This is a genomic window from Nocardiopsis sp. iso_238, from assembly GCF_056173325.1.
The window spans coordinates 2,492,262-2,508,048 of the sequence record NZ_CM149668.1 but is presented as its reverse complement, the minus strand read 5'-3'; the positions used below and the strand labels follow the sequence as shown (position 1 = coordinate 2,508,048).

Genomic DNA, 15,787 nt, shown 5'->3' with positions numbered 1-15,787 from the left:
CCGGATCAGGCCCGGAACCGCCGTTCCCGCTCCCGCACGCGGCGACGGCGCGAGCGCAGCCACCAGGCCAGCGCGAGGAGCGCGGCCGCCGCCCCCGTGGCCACCGCCACCGGGAACCCGAGGTCGATCCCGCCCGTACCGACCAGCACCATCGCGGCCGTGGCGGGCAGCGACCCGAGGGCGGTCCCCAGGGCGAAGGGCGCGGCCCCCAGCCCGGTCAGCCCGAAACCGTAGTTGACCATCTGGTAGGGAATCACCGGGACGAGTCGGAGCTGCACGACGGCCAGCAGTGCCCGTCGTCCCACCAGCCCCTCCAACCGGGCCCGAACCCGTTCGGGGAGACGCCGGGAGAGCGCGTCCCCGGCCACGTACCGGGCCACCGCGAACTGGACGACGGCGGCCAGCACCCCTCCGGCCAGAGCAAGGACCACCCCCGCGACCAGGCCGAACAGCAGACCTCCGGCGATGTTCAGGGCCGGGCGCGGCACCAGCGCCTGCACCGCCAGGACATAGGCCGCCAGGTAGACCACCGCGCCCCAGAACCCGGCGTCCGCCGTCCAGGCCCGCACCGCCTCCAGGTCCGGCCCGCGCAGGATCGCCCACGCCAGGACGGCGACCCACACCACGAGCAGCGCCACGCGCCACACCTGCCCCCACCTGTGCCCCATTCGTCCCAGGTTAGGGGCTGGTTCGGGGGTACTCAGCGCTGTTCCAGGCGGGGAAAGACCACCTTCTTCAGCACCAGGGTGAGCGCCGCCGCCGTCGGAATGGCCAGCAGGGCACCCACCAGGCCGAGCAGGGCGCCGCCCAGCAGCGCCGCCGTGATGTTGACCGTGGGCACCACGTCCACCGCGTGCCGCATCACCCTGGGCGCGATCACGTAGCTCTCGATCTGCTGGTAGATCAGGAAGAACACCAGGGTGACCAGGCCCATCAACGGGTCACCGACGGCCACCGCCAGCGACGCCACCACCGCGCCGATCGTGGTGCCGATCAGCGGGATCAGCGCCGTCACCGCGACCACCAGGGCCAGGGTGAGCGCGTACGCCGAGCCGGTCAGCCACAGGAAGAGGAAGGCCACCACTCCGCCGAGCCCCGCGACCAGCAGCTGACCGGCGATGAACGCCCCGATGCGCTGGACGATCTCGTCCCCGATCTCGCGGACCCCGGCCCGGCGCGAGCGGGGCACGAACCGGTAGGTGACGTCCATGATGCCCGGCAGCGAGGCCATGAAGAACAGGGTGAGGATGAGGACCGTGAAGGTGGCGAACAGGGAGTTGAACACCACCTGGCCCACGCCGACGAGTCCGCCGAAGACCTGCTGGCCGAAGTCGCCGCCCGAGACCACGCCCTCGATCCGGTCGAGCACGTCGTAGCGCCGGTCGAGGTCCCGGAAGAACGCCGAGTGCTGGAGCTGGTCCAGGGACGAGGGCAGGGACGACGCGAAGCTGCTGACCTGCTGGGTCAGGGGCGGAACGATCGCCCACACGAACACGACCAGGAAGGCCACCAGAGCGAGGCAGACCGAGAGGATCGCGGCCCAGCGGGGCAGCCGCAGCCGCCGCAGGGCCTCGATGGCGGGGTTGAGCCCGATCGCGAGGAAGAGCGCGACCAGGATGTAGACGAACACCGCCCGGGCACCCGTCAGGGCCTGCACCAACAGCCAGGCGCTGAGCACCCCCAGGGCCCCGACGAAGCCGAGCAGGAAGTAGTTGGGGCGCCGCGCCTCCTCGGTCACCGGTTGCCGTTCCGGTCGCCGCTCGGCGGGTTCGCGCTTCTTGGCTGTCACTGGCTCCGCTCCGGTGGGTCGGGGATGCGCAGGGTGAAGAGGGCACCGCCGAGCAGGTCGCTGTGCCCGGCTACCAGGGTGCCGCCGTAGGCGCCCGCGATCTCCCGGGAGATGGCCAGTCCCAGGCCGCTGCCGCCCGGGTCGCGCTCCTTGGACTCCGACAGCCGCGCGAACCGCTCGAAGACGCGTTCCCGGTCCTTGACCGGGATGCCCGACCCGTCGTCGTGCACCTCGACCACGGCCGCTCCCTCGTGGTGCTGCACGATGACGTCGATTCGGCCGTTGGCGTGGCGTGTGGCGTTGGCGACGAGGTTGGTGAGCACCCGAACGATGCGCAACCGGTTGACCAGCGCGTACACGGGTTCCGATGCGTGCAGGAACAGCTGGGGCGGACCGGGCTGGCCGGAGAACTCCTGCCGCGCGACTTCCGCGAGGTCGACCCGCTCGCGTGACACCGCCTGGTCGGTGTCCAGGCGGGCCATCTCCAGGAGGTCCCCGACGATGTTCTCCAACCGCTCGGTGTCGGAGAGCAGCCCCGTCAGCAGCCGTTCCCGGGCGCGCAGGTCGGGGTCGGGATCGGAGAGCTCGACCTCCAGCTTGGTGCGCATCCCCGCGATCGGGTTGCGCAGTTCGTGGGAGGCGTCGGAGACGAACCGGCGCTGCCGGGTGACCGCCTCCTCCAAACGGGCCAGACTGGAGTTCGCGGTGCGCGCCAGGTGGGCGATCTCGTCGTCGCTCTTGGGCAGCGGGAGTCTGCGGTGCAGGTCGCTGACGGAGATCTGCTCCATCTCGTCGCTGATCCGCCCCACCGGGCGCAGGGCCCGGCCGACGCCGTACCAGATGACGAAACCCGAGCCGAAGATCAGCAGGGCCGAGGCGCCCATCAGGACGAGCTCCAGGACCTTGTCGCCCAGGATGAGCGGGGTGCGGGTGGCGGCGAGCACCATGACGTTGTCGCCGTAGACGGAGCCGTTGACGACGTACCCCACCACCTGGAAGCAGTCCCCGGTGTCGTCCTCGGGGATGACGTCGCAGACGTAGTCGTCGACACGGAAGTCGTCGGGCGCGGGGTCCTGCTCGTTCAGGGGCGGCACCCCGCTCAGGGCCACACTGGACGCCAGGACCTCGTCGGTCTCCCAGTCCACCACCTGGAAGCGCAGGATGGGTTCGGAGGCCGGAATCGGACCGTCGTAACGCTCCGTCATGATGTGGTCGGCCACGTGCCGGGCTCCCTCGGCGGCCCGGTCCCGGAGCTCGGTCAGGGTGACTTCCCGGATCAGCAGGATGGAGGCGCTGAGGAGAACACAGATGACCAGGGCGAGGATGGCGACGGCACCGAGTGTGACCCGGGCTCGGATACTGCGCGGACGTAGTGCGCGCCAGGGTCTCCAGGATCGCTCGTACCGTTCTGCCACGCACCCATTGTTACTCAGGGCAATAAGAAACCCTTGAAGGGTCACCGGTGTGGCGACCGAAACGTACGAAGGTGTGCGAGATCCCGACACGGGTTCTTTCGCCCCCCGCGCCGCCCCGCGAGCGGGAGGACGCTCGCGGGGCGGGACTCCGGACTACTCGTAGGGGTCCGGCGGGTTGGTGACCTCCTCGACCGAGGTGGTCGCGATCTCGTGCTGGGAGACGTCGTACAGGTCCCCCTCCGGCTCCACCCAGGTGCCGCGCACCGTCCACCAGGTGTCGGCCTCCGGTGCCGGATGGTCGGTGATCAGCACCTTGTTGACCACCGCGTCGGCGGCGCAGCAGGCCATCTGCAACCTGGCCAGGTACCAGCCCTCCCCGTCCTGGGCGGGCACGGCGAACCCGGTGAGCTCGACCTCGCGACCGGAGAGTTCGCGTTCCTCGTCGATCCAGGCGCGCATCACGAACTGCTGGATGTCGAGCGGGACCACGTCTTCGGGGGCGGCCTGTGACAGTTCGTCGGTGAACCGGGAGGGCGCCCGCTCGTCACGGGGCGGCGGGCCGGAGGAGGCTCCGGTGCTCTCCACCGTGTAGGCACCGAGCGCGGGCGGCGCGATGACGAACACCGCGAACACGGGGAGCAGGAGCAGCCACGCCACCCCGGGCGCGACCGAGTGGTCGTGGCCGTGGTCCTTCCCTCCGCCTCCGTACTCGGCGGCGGCGTGGTCGAGTTCCGAACGCGCCGAGGCCTCCTCGGGGACCGCGTCCTCCTCGTCCAGGGCGTGGCTCTCACCGCGCAGCTCCGCGACGATGACCAGGACGCCGAGCAGCACCATGACCACTCCGGCGGCGATCAGGAACGGGCCGAAACCCGCCTTGACCCAGTTCAGGTACAGGTTGGTGGGGACCGTGCTGGTCAGCGCGGCGGCGCCGAGCAGGACGAGGGTGAGCCCCTGGGCGATCCGGTTCACAGGAGGACGGCTCCGATCAGGAACGTGCTGAGCAGACCGACCACAAGGCAGATCGGGACGAAGCGGGCGACGAAGCGCCAGCCGAACACCCCGGCCTGCATCGCGATCAGCTTGAGGTCCACGATGGGCCCGATGACCATGAACGCGAGCTTGGCGGTCGGAGAGAAGTCGGTGAGGCTGACCGCGACGAAGGCGTCGGCCTCCGAGCAGATCGAGAGCAGGATGGCCAGCAGGGCGAGCACCAGTACCGAGACGATGGGCCGCTCGGCCACGGCCAGCAGCCACTCACGGGGCACCATGACGTTCAGGGTCGCGGCCGCGAGCGCGCCGACCACCAGGTAACCGCCCGCGTGCATCATGTCGTGCAGCATCGACTCGCGGAAGACCTGCCACTTCGACGCCCCGGGCGCGTGGGTCCGCGAGGGCAGGCGCAGCCAGTCGGCCTTGCCGAAGCGCACCCAGATCCAGCCGATGACCACCGAGGCCAGCAGCGAGGCCACGAAGCGGGCCAGGATCATCTCCGGCTGCCCGGCGAATGCCACGGCGGTGGCGATCATGACGATGGGGTTGATGGACGGCGCCGCGAGCAGGAAGGTGAGCGCCGCCGCCGGAGCGACCCCGCGCTTGATGAGGCTCCCCGCGATGGGCACGGAGGCGCACTCGCACCCGGGCAGGAGCGCTCCGGAGGCACCGGCCACGGGCACCGCCCGTCCCGGCTTGCTCGGGATGAAACGCTGGTAGGCCGAGGTCGGCACGAAAGCGACGAGCGCCGCCGACAGGGCCACCCCGAAGACCAGGAAGGGCAGCGCCTGGAAGCTGATGGCGGTGAAGATGGTCGCCCAGGCCAGGAAGGCCTGACTGGTCAGTTCGTCGGTGAGCCAGGAGTGGGCCACCGCCATCGCGGTGATGAGGAGGGCGAACAGCCAGACCGTCCCGGTGCGGCGCGAGTCCGTGCGCCGCCCCCAGTCGGAGGGGGGCAGTTCGTCTCCCTGGTCGCCCCAGTCGCGGGCGATCGAGTCACCGAGTGAGGGATCGGGCGCGGAGTCGCGCTCCGATGTGGTCCGTTCGGACACGGGAGTACTCCGTCGGGTTCGGTTGGGGACTTCCCGAATGGTAACCGAAAATGATTTTCGTTTGTACATCCGTGGCGGCTCCACACATGGCGGAGCGGGCAAGTGTGCCGACAGCCCCCATAGTCAGGGGCTTCCCCGGTCCCTAGCGTGAGCGGGCATGGAACCGAGTACGACACCGTCCTCCGAGGTCGGAGACGCTCCGAAGACCCCCTTCCACCGCGTCGTCACGGCCAGTCTCATCGGCACCACCATCGAGTGGTACGACTTCTTCCTGTACGGGGCCGCCGCGGCCCTGGTGTTCAACCACGTCTTCTTCCCCGAGTCCGACCCCCTGGTCGGCACCATGCTGGCCTTCACCACCTACGCGGTCGGCTTCGTCGCCAGGCCCTTGGGCGGGTTGGTCTTCGGGCACTTCGGCGACCGGATCGGCCGCAAACAGCTGCTCGTCCTGAGTCTGCTCCTCATGGGCGGCGCCACCTTCGCCATCGGCCTGCTGCCCACCTACGCCGCCGTCGGCGCCGCCGCTCCCCTGCTGCTCACGCTGTTGCGCGTGATCCAGGGGTTCGCTCTGGGCGGCGAGTGGGGCGGGGCCGTCCTGCTCGTCGCGGAACACGGCGAGGCCCGCAACCGGGGCTTCTGGACCTCCTGGCCACAGGCCGGGGTGCCCTGCGGCAACCTCCTGGCCACCGCGGTACTGGCGGTCCTGGCAGTGGTGATGACCGACCAGGCCTTCCTCGACTGGGGCTGGCGCGTGCCGTTCCTGCTCTCCGGGGTCCTGGTGTTCATCGGCCTGTGGATCCGGCTGGCGGTGAGTGAGTCCCACGTCTTCAAGGAGGCCTCCCGCAAGGCCGCGAGCGACCGTGGGGCGGAGCGCGCGCCCATCCTGGACGTGCTCCGCCACCACTGGCGCGAGACCCTCGTGGCCATGGGCGTGCGCATGGCGGAGAACGTGTCGTACTACGTGGTCACCGCGTTCATCCTGGTCTACGCCACCCAACAGGCCGGGCTGGCCAACGACGCGGTGCTGAACGCCGTGCTCATCGCCTCGGCCGTCCACCTGGTGACGATCCCGATGTGGGGCGCCCTGTCCGACGTCGTCGGCCGCCGACCGGTGATCGCGGTCGGCGCGCTGGGGGTCTCCGCGTGGAGCTTCGCGTTCTTCCCCCTCATCGACGTCGGCACCTTCTGGTCGGTCACCCTGGCCGCCACCGTGGGCCTGCTGCTGCACGGCGCCATGTACGGCCCGCAGGCGGCGTTCTTCTCCGAGCTGTTCAGCACCCGCGTGCGGTACTCAGGGGCCTCCATCGGGTACCAGCTGGCGTCGATCCTGGCGGGCGGGCTGGCCCCGCTCATCGCCACGGCGCTGCTGGCGACCTTCGGGACCAGCGTGCCGATCTCCGCCTACGTGGCCGGGGTCGGGGTGGTCACCCTGGTCGCGGTGGTGTTCGCCCGGGAGACCCGGGGATCCGACCTGTCCTCCGTCCCCAAGGGCGGCGCCCCCGCCGAACCGAGCCCCTGACCTCCGGGCCCGTGTCAGCAGACGGGCCGGGGCCGAACCGGGCCGGCCCCGGCCGCGTTCACGGATGGGGGGATCTCACCTACTCGGGGCCGGGGATCGGGTTCCCCACGCGTCGGAGCGGCCCCTGGTCGATGATCGCGAGGCTCTCGGCTCGCAACCGGTCGGCCGTTCCGGCGTCCGCCGCGCGCAGTTCCCGGAGGGCCGTCGAGAGCCTGACCTGACGCTCGGAGACCGCCTCGATCCGCTTCTGATCGGGGGTGTCCTTCGACCGCTCCTCGTGCTTCGTCCTGGAGAGGACCCCGATGGCGTCCCTGACGAGCTCGGCGAGGATGTCGTGGTCGACCACCTCCTCGTCCCTGCTCTGGGACCTCAGGATGTCGGAGAGTGCGGGGGTGCTTTCGTCGGGTCGCATCCCCGCATCCCATCATCCGTCCCGGTGCGGCACCAAGCCCGCGGAGGGGGTTCCCGCATCGTCCCTGCTCCGTGGGCCCTAGTCGTCCCGGCCGGGCTCCCGGCCGTCCTCGGAAGCCCCGCCGTCGTCCGGGCGGTGGCCGTCGTGGTCCTGTTCGGGGCCGTGCGTGCCCTCGCCGCCGGGCATCGGCTCGTCCTGCGGCTCGGCGTCGCTCGGCGCGGAGCCCGCGGACCGCTCGACCTCGTCGGGCAACGGGCCGCCGGGGTCGCCCCAGCAGTGCACGTTCCGCAGGTCCGGCATCTTGGCGAGGTTGAACTGCGGGTCCAGCCCGTTGCGGAGCTGGCGGCTGTAGTCACCCAGCAGGCGGAAGGCGATCGTGGACAGCGGTGCGATGGCCAGCAGGTTGACGGTGGCCATGACCCCCATGGCGATGTCCGCGAGGTTCCACACCAGGGTCAGCGGCGCGATGCAGCCGATGAAGATGGAGGCCAGGACGGCGGCCCGGAAATAGGTCAGGTGCCTGTCGTCGGCGTCCAGGAACTGGAGGTTGGACTCACCGTAGTAGTAGTTACCCAGCAGCGAGGTCCAGGCCAGCAGGAACAGGATGACGGTGAGGGCGTGGATGGCCCAGCCGCCGAGCGAGCTCTGGAGCGCCATCTGGGCGACCACGATCGGCTCCTGACCGGGGACGAACTCGGTGCTGTACAGGAGCACGATGAACGCCGTCACCGAGCAGACCAGCCAGGTGTCGAAGTACACGCCCAGGGTCTGCACCAGGCCCTGCTTGGCCGGGTGGGAGACCGAGGCGGTGGCACCCGCGTTGGGCGCCGAGCCCAGACCCGCCTCGTTGGAGAACATGCCGCGCCGCATCCCCCACAGGATCGCGGTGCCCACGCCGCCCGCGGCCACCTCGCGCAGACCGAAGGCGTGGGCGAAGATGCTGTTGACCACCCCGGGGACGGCGTCGATGTTGACGATGACCACGGCGACGCCGAGGAGGATGTAGAGGATCGCCATCAGGGGGACCAGGCCCTGGGCGACGTTGGCGATGCGCCGCACCCCGCCGAAGATGACCGCTCCGGTCAGCGCGGCCAGCCCGAGGCCGATCACCGCGTCGAACCAGAAGCCGGTGGGGACCCCGAACTCCTCGACCGAGGTGCCGATCGCGCCGGTGATGCCGTTGGCCTGCACCGAGTTGAACACCAGGCTGAAGGTGATGGTGATGATGACCGCGAACAGGACGCCCATCCAGCGGCGCTCGAGTCCGTAGAGCATGTAGTAGGCCGGACCGCCCCGGAAGCCCGTGTCGGTCCGCACCTTGTACAGCTGGGCGAGGGTGGACTCCACGAACGACGCGGCGCCCAGGACCCCGGCCATCAGCCACATCCAGAACACCGCGCCGGGGCCGCCCAGCATGATCGCCAGCGTCACGCCGACGATGTTGCCGGTCCCCACCCGTGAGGCCGCCGAGAGGGCGAAGGCCTGGAAGGCCGAGATCTCCCTGCCGCCGTCGGGGGCCGTCCCCGGGCTGCTCCGCATGACCCGGAACATCTCGGGCAGGAGACGGATCTGGACGAACCCGGACCGCACGGTGAAGTAGATGGCCAGGATGACCAGCAGCGGGATGAGGAAGAAGGTCCAGAAGAAGTCGTTGAGGGCGACCAGAGCGTTGTTGAGGACGGTCACTCGTTCCCCTTCGAGCGGTGTGCGGCCCCGCTTTCGGTATCGGGGTTTTCCGACCAACTGTCCACTTGGGCGGGGGTTTCGGTCGCCTGGGACACGCGAAGGGGCGGTAAAGGACCGTAAACGATGACGAGGCGGGCCCGACCTGTGGTCGGACCCGCCTCGGGTGCCTCAGTGACGCTCGGCGCTAGTGCTGCGGAGCGGAGTCGTAGCGGTCGTTGCGACGCGGGCCGCCACGGTAACCCCCACGGGAGTCCCCGCCACGGGAGTCCCCGCCACGGTAGCCGCCACCGCCGCGACGGTCGCCGCCACGGTAGCCGCCGCCCTCGCCACCACGGTAGCCGCCGCCTTCGCCGCGGTAACCGCCGTCACCGCGGTAGCCGCCCTCGCCACGGGACTCGCCGCCACGGTAGCCACCGCCCTCACCGCGGTCGTTGCGGCGCTCGCCGCCACGGTAACCGCCCTCGCCACGGGACTCGCCGCCACGGTAGCCACCGCCGCCGCGGTAACCGCCGCCACCGCCACCGCGGTAGCCGCCACCGCCGCCGCCACGGTAACCACCGCGACGGGGGCCGCCACGGCCGCGACGCTCGCGGACGGGCTCCGGCGGCTCGATCCACGGCTCCCAGCTGGGCTCCTTGGCACCGGTCACCTCGGAGAGCAGTTCGTCACCGGGGTTGACCAGGTGCTGCTTGGCGTCGACGCCGGCGTCGCTGAGCAGACGTCGGGCCATGCGGCGCTGGTTGGGAGCGACCAGGGAGACCACGGCGCCCGAGGAACCGGCGCGGGCGGTCCGGCCGCCACGGTGCAGGTAGTCCTTGTGGCCGGTGGGCAGGTCGATGTTGACGACCAGGTCGATGCCGTCGACGTGGATGCCGCGGGCGGCGACGTCGGTGGCGACCAGGGCCTGGATCTTGCCCTCACGGAACTTGGCCAGGGTGCGCGTGCGCACGCTCTGGGTCTTGCCGCCGTGCAGGGAGGCGCAGGGCACACCGGCCTCGATCAGCTGCTCGCTGATGGTGTCGGCACGGTACTTGCTGCGCACGAACAGGATGGTGCGTCCGTCGCGCGCGGCGATCTGGGCGACGATCTTGTTCTTGTCGCGGGGCAGCACCTTGAGCAGGTGGTGCTCCATGGTGGTGACCTGGGAGACCGGCGGGTCCACGGAGTGGGTCTGCGGGTCCTTCATGTAGCGGCGGACCAGCTTGTCCACGTCACCGTCGAGGGTGGCGGAGAAGAGCAGGGTCTGGCCGTCGGGGCGCACCTGGTCGAGGAGCTCGCTGACCTGCGGCATGAAGCCCATGTCGCACATCTGGTCGGCCTCGTCCAGCACCGAGATCTCGACGTCGCCCAGGTCGCAGGCGCCCTGGTCGATGAGGTCGGTGAGACGGCCCGGGGTGGCGACCAGCAGGTCGACACCGCGCCGGAGCTCGTTGATCTGTCGGGTGTAGGAGCTGCCGCCGACGACGTCGCCGACCTTGACGCCCAGGACGCGGGCGTAGATGCGCAGGGCGTCGCGCACCTGGTGCGCGAGCTCGCGGGTGGGGACCAGGATCAGGGCCCGGGGGCGGTTGGCGGCGGCGCGCTGCTCGGCGCAGCGCATCAGGACCGGCAGGCCGAAGGCCAGGGTCTTGCCCGATCCGGTGCGCCCGCACCCGAGGACGTCACGGCCCTCGATGGCGTCGGGAATGGTCGCGGCCTGGATCGGGAACGGGTTGGTCACACCGTTCTTGGCCAGCTCGTCGACGATGTCCTTGGGAAGCCCCAGGCTGTCGAAAGCGGGCATTACGGCAGTGTCCGTCGTCAAGTGACGTGTACCTTCCTCATCGTTTGGCGGCGTTTCGAGGAAGGCTCCACACGGTCACAGCGGACCCAGCGAAGAAATCACACAAACGCGCCTGATCACACGCGGAAGCGGCCCTGGCTGTGTGGGCTCGTGTGCTCTTCGGGTCAAGAGTGATGTCGAACGTCGTCGACACGCTCTCCGCGTCTTGGCGGCCCGGCGCGCTCGGATGCGCGCGGCATTCATCGACCGCTTGCAGCAGCGTACTAGAGATCATTCGGAAGCGGGGACGGGATGGGGGTTTTTCACCGGTGATACCGGTCTCCCCCCACCCGTCCCCCCTGCTCCGTCAGGCTCCCGGCGCCATGGCCCCGGCCAGGGCGGTGAGGCGTCCCACCTGGGCACGGCGCTCGGCGGCGCACTGCTCTTCGAGGGTGTTGTCCCCGGCCTGCTGGAGGAGCGCCTTGGTCGCGACGGCGGCCTCGGGGTTGGTGGCCAGCAGTGCGGCGACGGCGTCGTCCACGGCGCCGTCGAGCTCGTCGACACCGACGACCAGGGTGGCCAGACCGAGCTCGCGGGCCTCCTCGGCGCCGACCTTGCGGGCGGTCAGGCAGATCTCGGTGGCGCGGTGCACGCCCACGATGTCCACCAGGGGCTTGGTGCCGGTGAGGTCCGGCACCAGCCCCAGTGCGGGCTCCTTCATGCAGAACCGCGCGTCGTCGGCGAGGATGCGCAGGTCACAGGAGAGCGCCAGCTGGAAACCGGCGCCGATGGCGTGGCCGCGCACCGCCGCGATGGTGACCAGGTCCGGTCGGCGCAGCCAGAGGAACCCCTGCTGGAGCTCGGAGATGTAGGCGTCCAGGTCGGCCTCGTCGGCGGAACCGTCCGCGAGCCCGGCGACGATCGAGCGCTCCCCGTCCACTCCCTCGGGGGTGAACATGTTGAGGTCGATCCCCGCGGAGAAGATGTCCCCCTCCCCGGCGATGACGACAATTCGGACATCGTCCGGGAGTGCCTGGCCGATGTGGGCCAGGGTGGTCCAGGTGCGTCCGGTCATCGCGTTGCGGCGCTCCGGGCGACTGATGGTGACGCGGGCGACCGCGCCCTCGACCGTGAGCCCCAGTCCGGCCCGGGTCAGCTCCTCCCCGGTGGGCAGTTCCTGTCTCCCGGACTCCCGCGGGTCCTGTGCCATGGGTTCCTCCGTCGCGTCGGTTGGCTACCCACTGACCCTACTCGCCGGTAACCCCGGGCTCACCGCCGGGATCAGGCCTTGCGTGTCGCCCCACCGCGCCCCCGGAGCTCCACTCCGGCCTCGCTCAGCAACCGGTGCACGAAACCGTAGGAGCGACCGGTCGCGGCCGCCAGACTGCGGATGCTCTCACCCTCGTCGTAGCGGCGCCTGAGCTGTGCGGCCAGCTCGGAACGGTCCGCTCCCGACACTCGGGTGCCCTTCCTCAACGCGTCACTCACAGTTCTCTTCCCTTCCACGGTGGTGGGGTCTCCCACCGTCCGGAACCACTGCCATGATCGGACATCCCTTTCACGCCCCGCCACATTCGCCCGGCGCCACGCCGATCGGGCCGGGTTTCGGAAGACCGCTAACCAGGCCCGAAATGTGGCCGAGTGAACCTCCCGGTGGTCTGGGCGTCGCCGCCGCCCAGGCACGGCCCGGCGCGCACCGTCCCCGGACACGCGGAGGACCCCGGCCCGCGAAGGGCCGGGGTCCTCCGGCGCGTGGGCCCGACGGATCAGGCCAGCGCGATGAGGTCCTCGAAGTCGGCGTTCCACACGTCCTCGACACCGTCGGGCAGCATGATGACGCGCTCGGGCTGGAGGGCCTCCACCGCGCCCTCGTCGTGTGTCACCAGGACGATCGCGCCCTTGTAGTTGCGCAGCGCCGCCAGGATCTCCTCGCGACTGGCCGGGTCCAGGTTGTTCGTGGGCTCGTCCAGCAGCAGCACGTTGGCGCTGGAGACCACCAGGGTGGCCAGGGCCAGCCGGGTCTTCTCCCCACCGGAGAGCACACCTGCGGGCTTGCTCACGTCGTCACCGGTGAACAGGAACGACCCCAGGGTCTTGCGCGCCTCGACCTCGGGCAGGTTCGGGGCCGCGCTCATCATGTTCTCCAGCACGCTCCGGTCCACGTCCAGGGTCTCGTGCTCCTGCGCGTAGTAGCCGAGCTTGAGCCCGTGCCCCGGGACGACCTCACCGGTGTCGGGTTCCTCGACACCGCCGAGCAGCCGCAGCAGGGTCGTCTTGCCCGCGCCGTTCAGGCCCAGGATGACGACGCGGCTGCCACGGTCGATGGCCAGGTCCACACCGGCGAAGATCTCCAGCGAACCGTAGGACTTGGACAACCCCTCGGCCGTCAGCGGCGTGCGACCGCTGGGCGCCGGGTCCGGGAAGCGCAGCTTGGCGACCTTGTCGGACTGGCGCACCCCCGCGACCCCGTCCAACAGCCTGTCGGCGCGGTTGAGCATCTGCTGAGCGGCGCGCGCCTTGGAGGCCTTGGCCCGGAACCGGTCCGCCTGCTTGCGCAGGGTGTCGGCCTGCTTCTCCGCGTTGGCCAGCTCCCGGCGGCGACGGCGCTCGTCGGCCTCCCGCTGGGACAGGTACAGCTTCCAGCCCATGTTGTAGATGTCGATGGTGCTGCGGTTGGCGTCCAGGTAGAACACCTTGTTGACCACGTGCTCGACCAGTTCCACGTCGTGGCTGATCACGATGAGCCCGCCCTGGTGGTGCTTGAGGAAGTCGCGCAGCCAGACGATGGAGTCGGCGTCCAGGTGGTTGGTGGGCTCGTCCAGCAGCAGCGTGTCCGCACCGCTGAACAGGATGCGGGCCAGCTCCACCCGGCGGCGCTGACCACCGGAGAGCGTGTGCAGCGGCTGGGACAGCACCTTGTCCGGCAGGCCCAGGCTGGAGGCGATGGCGGCGGCCTCGGACTCGGCGGCGTACCCGCCCAGCACGTGGAGGCGCTCCTCCCAGCGGGCGTACTGGCGCACTCCCTTGTTGCGGGTCTTCTCGTGGTCGCTGGCCATCTTCTTCTCGGCCTCGCGCAGACCGTTGAGGGCCTCGTCGATCCCGCGCGCGGACAGGACCCGGTCCTTGGCGATCACGTCGAGGTCGCCGGTGCGCGGATCCTGCGGCAGATAGCCGATACTGCCGGAGCTGGTGACCGTGCCGCCGGTGGGCAGCCCCTCCCCCGCGAGCACCTTGGTCATGGTGGTCTTGCCCGCACCGTTGCGGCCGACCAGTCCGATCCGGTCCCCCGCGGCGACGCGGAAGGTCGTCGGCTCCAGCAGGAGTCGAGGTCCGACGCGCAGTTCGAGGTCGGTGGCGATCAACATGGGTGGGGCATCCTCAAAGGTGGTGGTCCGGCGGGTTCGGGGCGGTCGGGACACGCGCGGCACCGGCCCCGGCGGGGGCTGGTTCGGCGGTGGCGCCGCGACGGGGCGACGGCGGACGTGTCCTCGGGACCGGCCGACCCAGCCTAACGGCATGGAGCGGGGACGGTGCGAGGGATTTTCCCCACGGTGCGGCCCGGACACGGGTGCGCCCCCGACCCCACAACGGGGCCGGGGGCGCGACGCATTCCCGCGGGAGGGGGTCGCGGGACGGGTCACTCCCTCCCGGGGGTGTCCTCGCGTGCCGTGGTGTCCGGTGCCGGGGCGACGACCACGACCGCCGTCTCCTTCTCCGGTGGAGCAGTCGAGGAGCCCTCCGGAACCTCCGCGCGGCCGCTGTCCTCCTGTTGCGCGGGCGGGCGGTTGCGCAGCAGGGCGGCGAGCACGGCCGCGACCGGGGTGGCCAGGAACATGCCCGGGATGTTGCCCAGGATGCCGCCCGCCGTGATGGCGATCAGCACGATGGGCGAGGGGAGCTCCAGGGCCTGGCCGTAGATCCGGGGCGCGAAGATGCTGCTCTCCGCCTGCTGGACCACGACGACCGCCGCCACGATGATCAGGGCGACCACCCAGCCCTCGGCGACCAGGGCCACCAGCGCGGCCAGGAGACCGGTGAGGAAGGCGCCGATGACCGGGAGGAACGCGCCCACGAAGGTGAGCACGATCAGCGGGATCGCGAGGTTCACGTCCAGGAAGATGAGCAGGACGATGCCGATGCCCACGGCGTCGATGAAGCCGACCATCGCCACTCCGCGCACGTAGCGGCCCATCACGCCGTAGGCCACACCGCTGGCGTGCCGCAGGCCCGGGCGGGACTTCGGCGGCAGCAGCGTGACGAACCAGTCGATCAGCTTGTCGCCCGAGTGCACGAAGTACACGGTGAGGGCGATGATCAGCACCAGGCTGATCAGGATCTGGAGGACTGCCGCACCGGCGGTCCAGGCGCCGTTGACCAGCTCCTGGGTGTTGTCGGTGATCATCCCCTGGATCTGGTCCCAGGCGTTGGTGAACGCGTTGGTGATGAAGGCCGGGTCCGCCTCCAGACCGAAGGGGAGTTCGATCTGGAGTTCCTGGAGCCCGGTGAGGGCGCTGGAGACGCTGGCGATCATCCCGTCGAAGCCCTGTATGGCCGGCTGGATGATCATCGTGATCACGCCGCCGAGGACGACCAGGGCGGTGAGGACGGAGACGGCGGTGGAGGAGCCGCGGCCCATCCCCTTGCTCCGCAGCCACTTGGCCAGCGGCATGAGCAGCGCGGTGACGAACACCGCGATGATGATCGGGAGGGTGACGACGGACAGGTAGATGACGGCGTAGACGAGCAGTCCCGCCACGACCCCGATGATGAGCATCCGCCAGGCGACGTCGCTGACCACCCTGAGCAGGTCGCCCGCGCCCACGTCCTCGGGTTCGGGGGCGGGTTCCTCGACCACCTCGGGTTCGGCTTCGGCGGCCTTCTCCTGCGCCTCGATCTGGGCGAGGCGCTCGGCTCGGGCTCGGCGGGCGACGAGCCACCTGTTCAGGAGCGCCCACACTCCCGGCCGCTGGGCTTGCACATGGACTCCGATCTATGGATTGCTGCGCGGTGACCGCTCCGGAGGCGACGGCCACGTGATGACACTGTTCCGGGGGATGTGGGAGGGGATGTCAGGGAGATGCACCGGCGGGCGTTCTGGTTCCGCCGGACGTCGTGGGAGGTCGGCCGGTCGCACGGAACCGCTCGACCCCCTCGGGGCCGAA

General features: G+C 70.5%; 13 protein-coding genes. 1 reads left to right on the top strand and 12 read right to left on the bottom strand.

What is annotated here, in order from left to right; genetic code table 11:
* Nucleotides 1-5: 5 nt before the first annotated feature.
* From AC0VYL_RS11065 to AC0VYL_RS11045, 5 genes are all read right to left on the bottom strand, one after another.
* Nucleotides 6-668, bottom strand: coding sequence for a TVP38/TMEM64 family protein (locus AC0VYL_RS11065; protein ID WP_475483057.1), 663 nt, complete (start codon nt 666-668; stop codon nt 6-8).
* A gap of 32 nt (nt 669-700) precedes the next feature.
* Nucleotides 701-1,738, bottom strand: coding sequence for an AI-2E family transporter (locus tag AC0VYL_RS11060; RefSeq protein WP_475483499.1), 1,038 nt, complete (start codon nt 1,736-1,738; stop codon nt 701-703).
* A gap of 47 nt (nt 1,739-1,785) precedes the next feature.
* Nucleotides 1,786-3,204, bottom strand: a complete 1,419-nt coding sequence (locus tag AC0VYL_RS11055; RefSeq protein ID WP_475462547.1) for a sensor histidine kinase — start codon at nt 3,202-3,204, stop codon at nt 1,786-1,788.
* A 153-nt stretch (nt 3,205-3,357) separates the two neighbouring features.
* Nucleotides 3,358-4,173: a TIGR03943 family putative permease subunit gene (locus AC0VYL_RS11050; RefSeq protein ID WP_475462546.1), complete on the bottom strand. Its 816-nt coding sequence runs from the start codon at nt 4,171-4,173 to the stop codon at nt 3,358-3,360.
* A complete protein-coding gene (locus tag AC0VYL_RS11045; RefSeq protein WP_475462545.1) occupies nt 4,170-5,246 on the bottom strand; it encodes a permease in 1,077 nt (358 codons plus the stop codon). Before AC0VYL_RS11045 ends, AC0VYL_RS11050 begins: the two co-directional genes overlap by 4 nt.
* A gap of 157 nt (nt 5,247-5,403) precedes the next feature.
* Between AC0VYL_RS11045 and AC0VYL_RS11040 the strand changes: the two genes are divergently transcribed.
* Complete coding sequence (locus tag AC0VYL_RS11040; protein WP_475483056.1) at nt 5,404-6,765, top strand: MFS transporter; 1,362 nt, start codon at nt 5,404-5,406, stop codon at nt 6,763-6,765.
* A gap of 79 nt (nt 6,766-6,844) precedes the next feature.
* Here the strand turns inward: AC0VYL_RS11040 and AC0VYL_RS11035 are convergent, their stop codons facing one another.
* The 7 genes from AC0VYL_RS11035 to AC0VYL_RS11005 all read right to left on the bottom strand — a co-directional run bounded on the left by AC0VYL_RS11035 (nt 6,845) and on the right by AC0VYL_RS11005 (nt 15,582).
* On the bottom strand, nt 6,845-7,177 hold the full coding sequence (locus AC0VYL_RS11035; protein ID WP_475483055.1) for a hypothetical protein: 333 nt from the start codon (nt 7,175-7,177) through the stop codon (nt 6,845-6,847).
* 78 nt (nt 7,178-7,255) lie between these two features.
* Complete coding sequence (locus tag AC0VYL_RS11030) at nt 7,256-8,863, bottom strand: alanine/glycine:cation symporter family protein (protein WP_475462542.1); 1,608 nt, start codon at nt 8,861-8,863, stop codon at nt 7,256-7,258.
* A 184-nt stretch (nt 8,864-9,047) separates the two neighbouring features.
* A complete protein-coding gene (locus tag AC0VYL_RS11025) occupies nt 9,048-10,646 on the bottom strand; it encodes a DEAD/DEAH box helicase (RefSeq protein WP_475483054.1) in 1,599 nt (532 codons plus the stop codon).
* A gap of 346 nt (nt 10,647-10,992) precedes the next feature.
* On the bottom strand, nt 10,993-11,835 hold the full coding sequence (locus AC0VYL_RS11020; RefSeq protein ID WP_475462540.1) for an enoyl-CoA hydratase/isomerase family protein: 843 nt from the start codon (nt 11,833-11,835) through the stop codon (nt 10,993-10,995).
* 71 nt (nt 11,836-11,906) lie between these two features.
* The gene (locus tag AC0VYL_RS11015) at nt 11,907-12,113 is read right to left on the bottom strand and encodes a helix-turn-helix domain-containing protein (RefSeq protein ID WP_475462539.1); all 207 of its coding nucleotides are present in this window, start codon (nt 12,111-12,113) and stop codon (nt 11,907-11,909) included.
* Between the two features lie 278 nt (nt 12,114-12,391).
* Entirely contained in the window at nt 12,392-13,990 is a 1,599-nt protein-coding gene (locus tag AC0VYL_RS11010; protein ID WP_475462538.1) for an ABC-F family ATP-binding cassette domain-containing protein, read from the bottom strand.
* A gap of 272 nt (nt 13,991-14,262) precedes the next feature.
* Nucleotides 14,263-15,582 carry an AI-2E family transporter gene (locus tag AC0VYL_RS11005; RefSeq protein WP_475483498.1) on the bottom strand — a complete coding sequence of 440 codons (1,320 nt, stop codon included), beginning with the start codon at nt 15,580-15,582 and terminating at the stop codon, nt 14,263-14,265.
* Nucleotides 15,583-15,787 lie beyond the last annotated feature (205 nt).

Excerpts from the sequence above, each read along its gene's own strand:
- AC0VYL_RS11065 (WP_475483057.1), bottom strand. The coding sequence starts at position 668 with ATGGGGCACAGGTGGGGGCAGGTGTGGCGCGTGGCGCTGCTCGTGGTG.
- AC0VYL_RS11040 (WP_475483056.1), top strand. The coding sequence starts at position 5,404 with ATGGAACCGAGTACGACACCGTCCTCCGAGGTCGGAGACGCTCCGAAG.
- AC0VYL_RS11035 (WP_475483055.1), bottom strand. The coding sequence starts at position 7,177 with ATGCGACCCGACGAAAGCACCCCCGCACTCTCCGACATCCTGAGGTCC.
- AC0VYL_RS11025 (WP_475483054.1), bottom strand. The coding sequence starts at position 10,646 with ATGCCCGCTTTCGACAGCCTGGGGCTTCCCAAGGACATCGTCGACGAG.
- AC0VYL_RS11020 (WP_475462540.1), bottom strand. The coding sequence starts at position 11,835 with ATGGCACAGGACCCGCGGGAGTCCGGGAGACAGGAACTGCCCACCGGG.
- AC0VYL_RS11010 (WP_475462538.1), bottom strand. The coding sequence starts at position 13,990 with ATGTTGATCGCCACCGACCTCGAACTGCGCGTCGGACCTCGACTCCTG.